At 40.3% G+C, this 6,846-nt stretch carries 6 protein-coding genes and 1 pseudogene; all 7 read left to right on the top strand.

Annotated elements, in window-relative coordinates; genetic code table 11:
• Positions 1-264: pseudogene (locus tag ABIQ28_RS11530) on the top strand (TonB-dependent receptor); the annotation flags it as partial.
• A 44-nt stretch (positions 265-308) separates the two neighbouring features.
• Entirely contained in the window at positions 309-1,220 is a 912-nt protein-coding gene (locus ABIQ28_RS11525) for a zinc ABC transporter substrate-binding protein (RefSeq protein WP_348037437.1), read from the top strand.
• A gap of 357 nt (positions 1,221-1,577) precedes the next feature.
• Positions 1,578-2,351: a metal ABC transporter ATP-binding protein gene (locus ABIQ28_RS11520; RefSeq protein WP_348037435.1), complete on the top strand. Its 774-nt coding sequence runs from the start codon at positions 1,578-1,580 to the stop codon at positions 2,349-2,351.
• A gap of 222 nt (positions 2,352-2,573) precedes the next feature.
• Positions 2,574-3,701 (top strand): metal ABC transporter permease, encoded by a 1,128-nt coding sequence (locus ABIQ28_RS11515; protein ID WP_348037433.1) that lies wholly within the window; start codon positions 2,574-2,576, stop codon positions 3,699-3,701.
• A complete protein-coding gene (locus ABIQ28_RS11510) occupies positions 3,694-4,854 on the top strand; it encodes a metal ABC transporter permease (protein WP_348037431.1) in 1,161 nt (386 codons plus the stop codon). Before ABIQ28_RS11515 ends, ABIQ28_RS11510 begins: the two co-directional genes overlap by 8 nt.
• Positions 4,855-4,917: 63 nt before the next feature.
• Positions 4,918-5,574, top strand: coding sequence for a peptidoglycan recognition family protein (locus tag ABIQ28_RS11505; protein ID WP_348037429.1), 657 nt, complete (start codon positions 4,918-4,920; stop codon positions 5,572-5,574).
• A 6-nt stretch (positions 5,575-5,580) separates the two neighbouring features.
• The coding region (locus tag ABIQ28_RS11500) for a M14 metallopeptidase family protein (protein ID WP_348037426.1) at positions 5,581-6,846 on the top strand (1,266 nt) is incomplete at its 3' end.

Below are 6,846 nucleotides of genomic sequence, written 5' to 3'. Positions count from 1 at the left end.
ATTCAATTTACCTACGATGGCTTTAAAAACATCGATATCTATGCTGGTGTAAAAAACTTACTCAATTGGACGCCAAACAAAGGCAATCCATTTATTATATCCCGAGCAAACGATCCCTTTGATAAGGACGTCGTTTTCGACACCAATGGCAATGCTGTGGCAACTCCAGATAATCCTTACGGCCTTACCTTCAGCCCCGATTATGTCTATGGCCCTAATCAAGGTATAAGAGTTTTCTTTGGATTGAGGTATCAACTTTATTAAAATTCGCTATTTTTTCCGTAAATTCGTAACATATATTTAGACTCATGAAAAAAATAGTTTTAATTCTATTAACCTTCACATTCCTTTCAGCTTGTAAAGATGCAACACCAAGTAACGGCAAACTCAACATCGTAACCACCACCACCATGATTACAGATTTGGTAAACCAGATTGGTGGCGACAAAATCAACGTTGAAGGCCTAATGGGAAGTGGCGTCGATCCGCATTTATACAAAGCCAGCGAAGGCGACGTCACTAAATTGGCAAAGGCTAATTTGATTTTTTATGGCGGATTACATTTAGAAGGTAAGCTCGTCGATGTTTTTGAAAAAATGGAGCGTCAAAACATTAAAACCATCGCCGTTTCCGATGCATTGGATAAAAAAACATTGATAAGCTCTGCGCTTTTTGCCTCCAATTATGATCCGCATATTTGGTTTGATGTCCGCAACTGGGAACGCATTACAACTTTTGTAGTTCAAAAACTCTCCGAAGCAAGTCCTGAAAACGCCGCCTTCTTTGAAGAAAACGGCAAGAAGTATCTTGAAAAATTAAAAGCACTTGATGCCGAAATCAGAACCATCATCAGCAAACTTCCCGAAGAAAAAAGAATTTTGGTTACGGCACATGATGCCTTCAATTATTTTGGAAAAGCTTACGGATTTGAAGTCGTTGGCTTACAATGCTTATCAACCGCCACCGAAGCAGGTGTTCAGGATGTTCAAAATTTAGCTAATTTTATTATCGACAAAAAAGTCAAAGCCATTTTTGTGGAAAGCTCCGTGCCGCGTCGTACGATTGAAGCACTTCAGGCCGCGGTAAATTCCAAACAACATCAAGTTGAAATTGGCGGCACGCTATATTCAGATGCCCTAGGAAATGCCGGCACGGTCGAAGGCACCTATATTGGCATGTTCAAGTACAATGTCAACACGATTGTGAATGCTTTGAAATAAGTTCACAGTGTTCAGTGACAGTTGACAGAGCTGCAAGGTTTCAAATAAAATGATATATTTAATTATTTGAAGCTATTCCTGCTATCCGCTGTATCTTTTTTGATGAAAAATCAAAAAAGGATGCCGCTTCTATCAGGGCTAAACGATCAGCTAAGGTCAGTGCAAGGCTTCAAAAGTCTTTGCTTGTCCGCCAGAGCTTCAGCGTAGGAGGAAAATCTGTGAGGTCTGTAACAATATTTTCGAAATAAATGCAATAATTCCTCCCCTTGATCATTGAGCTTGTCAAAATGAAGGGAAAGTGGTTTTAAGTTTCAGCAAAAGCTTAAAATCCTAAGAGTAAAACGAGATGAAAAGATAATGAAAAAAAATAATCCCAATAATGAGACTCCTGCTTCAACAGGTGTACTGGCCGTAAAAGTTGACGATTTAACCGTGGCTTACAACTACAAGCCTGTGCTTTGGGATATCGACCTTGAAATTCCTGAAGGCGTACTAATGGCCATTGTTGGACCTAATGGCGCAGGGAAGTCCACCTTGATCAAAGCTATTTTAGGCATCCTCAAACCTCTTGCGGGAAGTGTTAGCATTTACGGAAAACCTTATCACAAACAACGTTCGCATGTGGCTTATGTGCCACAAAAAGGAAGCGTAGATTGGGATTTCCCAACCATTGCGCTAGATGTTGTGATGATGGGCACTTATGGCAGCTTAGGCTGGATCAAACGCCCTGGAGTGAAAGAAAAAAAAGCAGCATTGGAAGCTTTGGAAAAAGTAGGCATGCTCGCTTTTAAAAACAGACAAATCAGTCAGCTTTCTGGCGGACAACAGCAACGTATCTTTTTGGCAAGAGCCTTGGTACAGGACGCGTCCATCTATTTTATGGATGAACCATTTCAAGGCGTCGATGCGACGACCGAAATCGCGATCATCAATATTTTAAAAGAATTGCGAAAAGCAGGAAAAACCGTCATCGTTGTACATCACGATTTGCAAACCGTTCCAGAATATTTTGATTGGGTTACCTTTTTGAACGTTAAAAAAATCGCCACAGGCCCCGTTAAGGACATTTTCAATGATGATAATTTGACGAAAACTTATGGCATTAATTATAAGGTCAGCGTGCAGAAATAAAAAAGTCGACAGTTGGCAGTCGGCAGTAATCGGACTGCGCATAATGACCTTTCAGGTTTTTAAAACCTGAAAGGTCTGAGATAATAAACATTATAAACACATAATTCATTCCCTTTTTTCAAGGGAAGGTGGATTTAAGTTTAGTTAAAAGCTTAAAGACGGAAGGGTTACGATAATTTTAAATATATAAAAAAGAGATTCCTGCCTCCGCAGGAATAGGTTATGAATTTACAAGACTACTTTTCATTAGTATTCAGCGATTACACGCTTCGCACCATCACCCTCGGCACCGCCATTTTGGGCGCAGTTACCGGCATGCTCGGTAGTTTTGCCGTATTGCGGAAACAAAGTTTATTGGGCGATGCGATTTCACATGCTGCACTTCCAGGGATTGCCTTGGCATTCTTAATAACTGGCGCAAAAGATACGAACACCTTACTTTTGGGCGCATTGGTCAGCGGCCTTTTAGGAACTTTCTGGATTAGAGGCATCATTACCAAAACCCATTTAAAGTCAGATACCGCCTTAGGCCTTATTCTTTCCTTGTTTTTCGGATTTGGAATGCTCTTACTCACCTTTATCCAAAAGCAACCCAACGCCAATCAAGCAGGATTGGACAAATATTTATTTGGGCAGGCCGCAACTTTGGTAGAAAGCGATGTTTGGCTCATGGCCATCGTTACGGGGATTTGCTTGTTTGTGATGCTCTTATTTTGGAAAGAATTCAAACTCTTACTTTTTGATGCCGATTACACCAAAACCTTAGGTTTCAACACCAAATTTATCGATGTTTTAATCACCACTTTTATTGTATTGGCCATCGTTTTAGGCCTACAAACCGTTGGCGTCGTACTGATGAGCGCCATGTTGTTGGCACCAGCTGCGGCGGCACGTCAATGGACCAACAGCTTGGGCACCATGGTTTTTTTAGCGGCGATTTTCGGAGCATTTTCGGGCGTTTTCGGAACAGCCATCAGCGCCAGTCAAAACAACCTTTCTACAGGCCCGGTCATTGTGATTGTAGCGTCCGTTTTTGTCGTGTTTTCATTTATATTTTCGCCAGGTAGAGGGATATTATTTCGTCAAATTCGTCTGATCAGCAACAGGAGGGATTTGGAACTTCAAAAAACGCTCTCTTTTATGTATCATATTGCTGAAACCCACGAGGATATCTCGCACCCGCATACGATCAAAATATTAAACAACTTTCAAGGCTATACGCGTAAAACCCTTCAAAAGTTGGTCGATAAAAACTATGTCACTTTAGACGGCAGCATGTGGAGTTTAACAAAAGAAGGATTTGAAACCGCGGCCAATTTATACAATCAAAATTTCAAGAAAGATGCATAGCGCTCAATTAGAAATACAGCTTATTGCTTGCTTGGTAGCCATTGCCTGTGCCATTCCTGGTACATTTTTGGTGCTCCGGAAAATGGCTATGATCAGTGATGCCATTAGTCATGCCATCTTACCAGGGCTTGTCGTGGGCTTCTTTATCACCCAAGACCTCAACTCGCCTCTACTTATTTTACTCGCGGCGCTTACAGGTGTTATTACCGTTATATTAGTGGAGCAGATCCAAAAAACAGGCTTGGTTAAGGAGGACACGGCCATCGGATTGGTATTTCCCGCGTTATTTAGTATTGGAGTCATCATGATTGCCAAAAATGCCAATGATGTGCATTTAGACGTGGATGCCGTATTATTAGGAGAATTGGCCTTTGCACCCTTTGACCGACTTACGGTTGGCGGGACCGATATCGGCCCAAAATCCTTATGGGTTATTGGCGCCATTTTGACCATTACAATCGGACTTTTAATTGCTTTTTTTAAAGAATTAAAAGTCAGTACGTTTGATGCTGGCTTATCGGCATCGCTGGGTTTTTCACCCGCAATCATCCATTACGGACTGATGAGTATGGCTTCTATAACAACAGTGGGCGCATTTGATGCCGTTGGTGCCATTTTAGTTGTGGCACTCATGATTGCACCTGCTGCCTGTGCCTATTTACTGACCACCGATTTAAAGAAAATGCTCGGATTTGCCATATTTTTCGGAGTCTTTAGCGCTATTTCCGGATATTGGATGGCGCATTGGCTGGATGCCTCCATTGCAGGCTCTATCACAACCATGCTTGGCATCGTGTTTTTAAGCATTTATTTATTCGCTCCGAGTAAAGGCCTTATCGCCGTAACTTACCGAGAGAAACAACAACGCATCGAAGTGTTGCTTTTGACGTTTTTACTCCATCTTAAAAATCATAATGAAGAATCCGAACGTCATGTCAAACATCTTAACGAACACATCAATTGGCATAAAGTAAAAAGTAAGACGGTGTTAGATTTAGCCCTTAAAAACAACATGATTATCATTGATCATAAAATCGTGTCGCTTACCAAAAAAGGTGACGAATTTACCTCCAAGGCCATCAATTATATCATTACTAATGAAGACGCGCAAATTGAGGATATGAAAGAAGATTTCTTTTTGTTTAGGGGTTAGTTTTTACAAATCTTTTTGTCACAAATAATTTCGTTAACTTTGATATCCATCAAATATCTGATAATGAAATACACCTTATTTTGTATGAGCATGCTCATGCTCTTCGCTTGTGGCACTTCACAAAAAATAGTAGATAAACCCATTATATTTGACGAAGAGCGCATGCAGCTTACTAAAGAATATCTTGCGACACGTCACGGTTTAATTCAGGATACTCCAACAATTGTTCCCAAAATGATTGTATTGCACTGGACGGTAATCCCAACCATGCAACAAACTTTTGATGTTTTTAATCCTTCGCAATTACCTAGCAGGCCTGATCTTGCCACGGCAAGCAGTTTAAATGTGTCTTCGCAATTTTTAGTGGATCAAGACGGCACTATTTACCGATTAATGCCAGAAACCACCATGGCTCGACACGTAATCGGTTTAAATCACACCGCTATTGGGGTTGAAAACGTAGGAGGAACGGCAGATTTGCCACTTACAAAAGCACAAATAAAAGCGAACATTTGGTTGGCTAAATATTTAAGCGCAAAGTATCCTATCGAGTACCTTATTGGTCATTATGAATATACCAATTTTGAAGATCACGAGTTATGGTTGGAAACGGATGATGGCTATCGCACAGAAAAAAACGATCCAGGTGAGGACTTTATGAATGCTGTTAAAAAAGGCACTCAAAAGCTTAATTTAAAAGCAGCACCAGCAAAGAAATAAGATCTTATGAAAAATATATTTACCATTTTACTGGCCTTCATTTCATTTTCTGCATTGGCTCAGGTTAATGATATGACCACGAAACTTTACGATAGCTACGAAAAATATAAGGAACCCAGCTTGGATAAACGCCGCATCAAGCATGAGGATATTCAACCGCTCATTATCAAGCTCAAGAGTAATCCTATGTACACCGTTCAAAAAGCAGGCGAAAGCATCAAAGGCAAAAAGATCAGTCTGATTAGTGTTGGCTCTGGCCCCATAAATGTATTTCTTTGGTCGCAAATGCATGGCGATGAACCAACAGCAACTCAAGCTATTTTCGACATTATCAATTTTTTGAACAGCCCTGATTTTAAAGCCGAAAAGAAAGAACTTTTGAGCAAATTAACGCTTCATTTTATGCCGATGCTTAATCCGGATGGTGCTGAAATATTTACCAGACGTAACGCTTTGGGCATCGATATCAATAGAGATGCGCTCATGTTACAATCTCCTGAAGGACAAGTTTTGAAGCGCATCAGAGACAGTCTGAATGCTGACTTTGGTTTTAACCTTCACGACCAAAGTACCTATTACAACGCAGAACGCACGTCAAAACCGGCAACCATCTCTTACTTGGCACCTGCCTACAATTATGAAAAGGACATCAATGACGTCCGTGGCAATGCTATGAAAGTAATTGTTTTCATGAACAGTATCATCCAAAAATATGCGCCTGGTCAAGTAGGTCGTTATAACGACGATTTTGAACCACGCGCTTTTGGAGACAATATTCAAAAATGGGGAACAAGCGCTATTCTGATTGAATCAGGTGGTTATAAAAATGATGTTGAAAAACAGGAAATTAGAAAACTCAATTTTGTGTCCATTTTATCGGCATGTTATGCGATTGCTAATGGGAATTATAAAACCATTGCTATAGCCGATTATGAGAAAATTCCCCAAAACGATCGCAAGTTATTCGATTTAAAAATTGAGCGCTTTACTCATAAATTTTTAGGAAAGGATTATATTTTGGATATCGGCATCAACCATTTGGAAGTGGAAGATAAAAATCATGATACGTTTTACAACCAAGGCAGCATTGTCGAAAAAGGCGATTTATCAACCTTTTATGGCTATGAAACTTTGGACGCTACCGGCTATCGACTACTTGAAGGAAAAGTATATCCACAAACCATCCAAACCATGAAAGACTTGGAGGACATGGACATCTATAGTCTTTTAAAACAAGGATACACTTATGTGCGTTTAGCCCAATTTTCACAA

It is taken from the genome of Gelidibacter sp. (genome assembly GCF_039916245.1).
GTDB lineage: Bacteria > Bacteroidota > Bacteroidia > Flavobacteriales > Flavobacteriaceae > Gelidibacter.
This window is presented reverse-complemented; position numbering and strand designations above follow the sequence as displayed.

Excerpts from the sequence above, each read along its gene's own strand:
- ABIQ28_RS11525 (WP_348037437.1), top strand. The coding sequence starts at position 309 with ATGAAAAAAATAGTTTTAATTCTATTAACCTTCACATTCCTTTCAGCT.
- ABIQ28_RS11520 (WP_348037435.1), top strand. The coding sequence starts at position 1,578 with ATGAAAAAAAATAATCCCAATAATGAGACTCCTGCTTCAACAGGTGTA.
- ABIQ28_RS11510 (WP_348037431.1), top strand. The coding sequence starts at position 3,694 with ATGCATAGCGCTCAATTAGAAATACAGCTTATTGCTTGCTTGGTAGCC.
- ABIQ28_RS11515 (WP_348037433.1), top strand. The coding sequence starts at position 2,574 with ATGAATTTACAAGACTACTTTTCATTAGTATTCAGCGATTACACGCTT.
- ABIQ28_RS11505 (WP_348037429.1), top strand. The coding sequence starts at position 4,918 with ATGAAATACACCTTATTTTGTATGAGCATGCTCATGCTCTTCGCTTGT.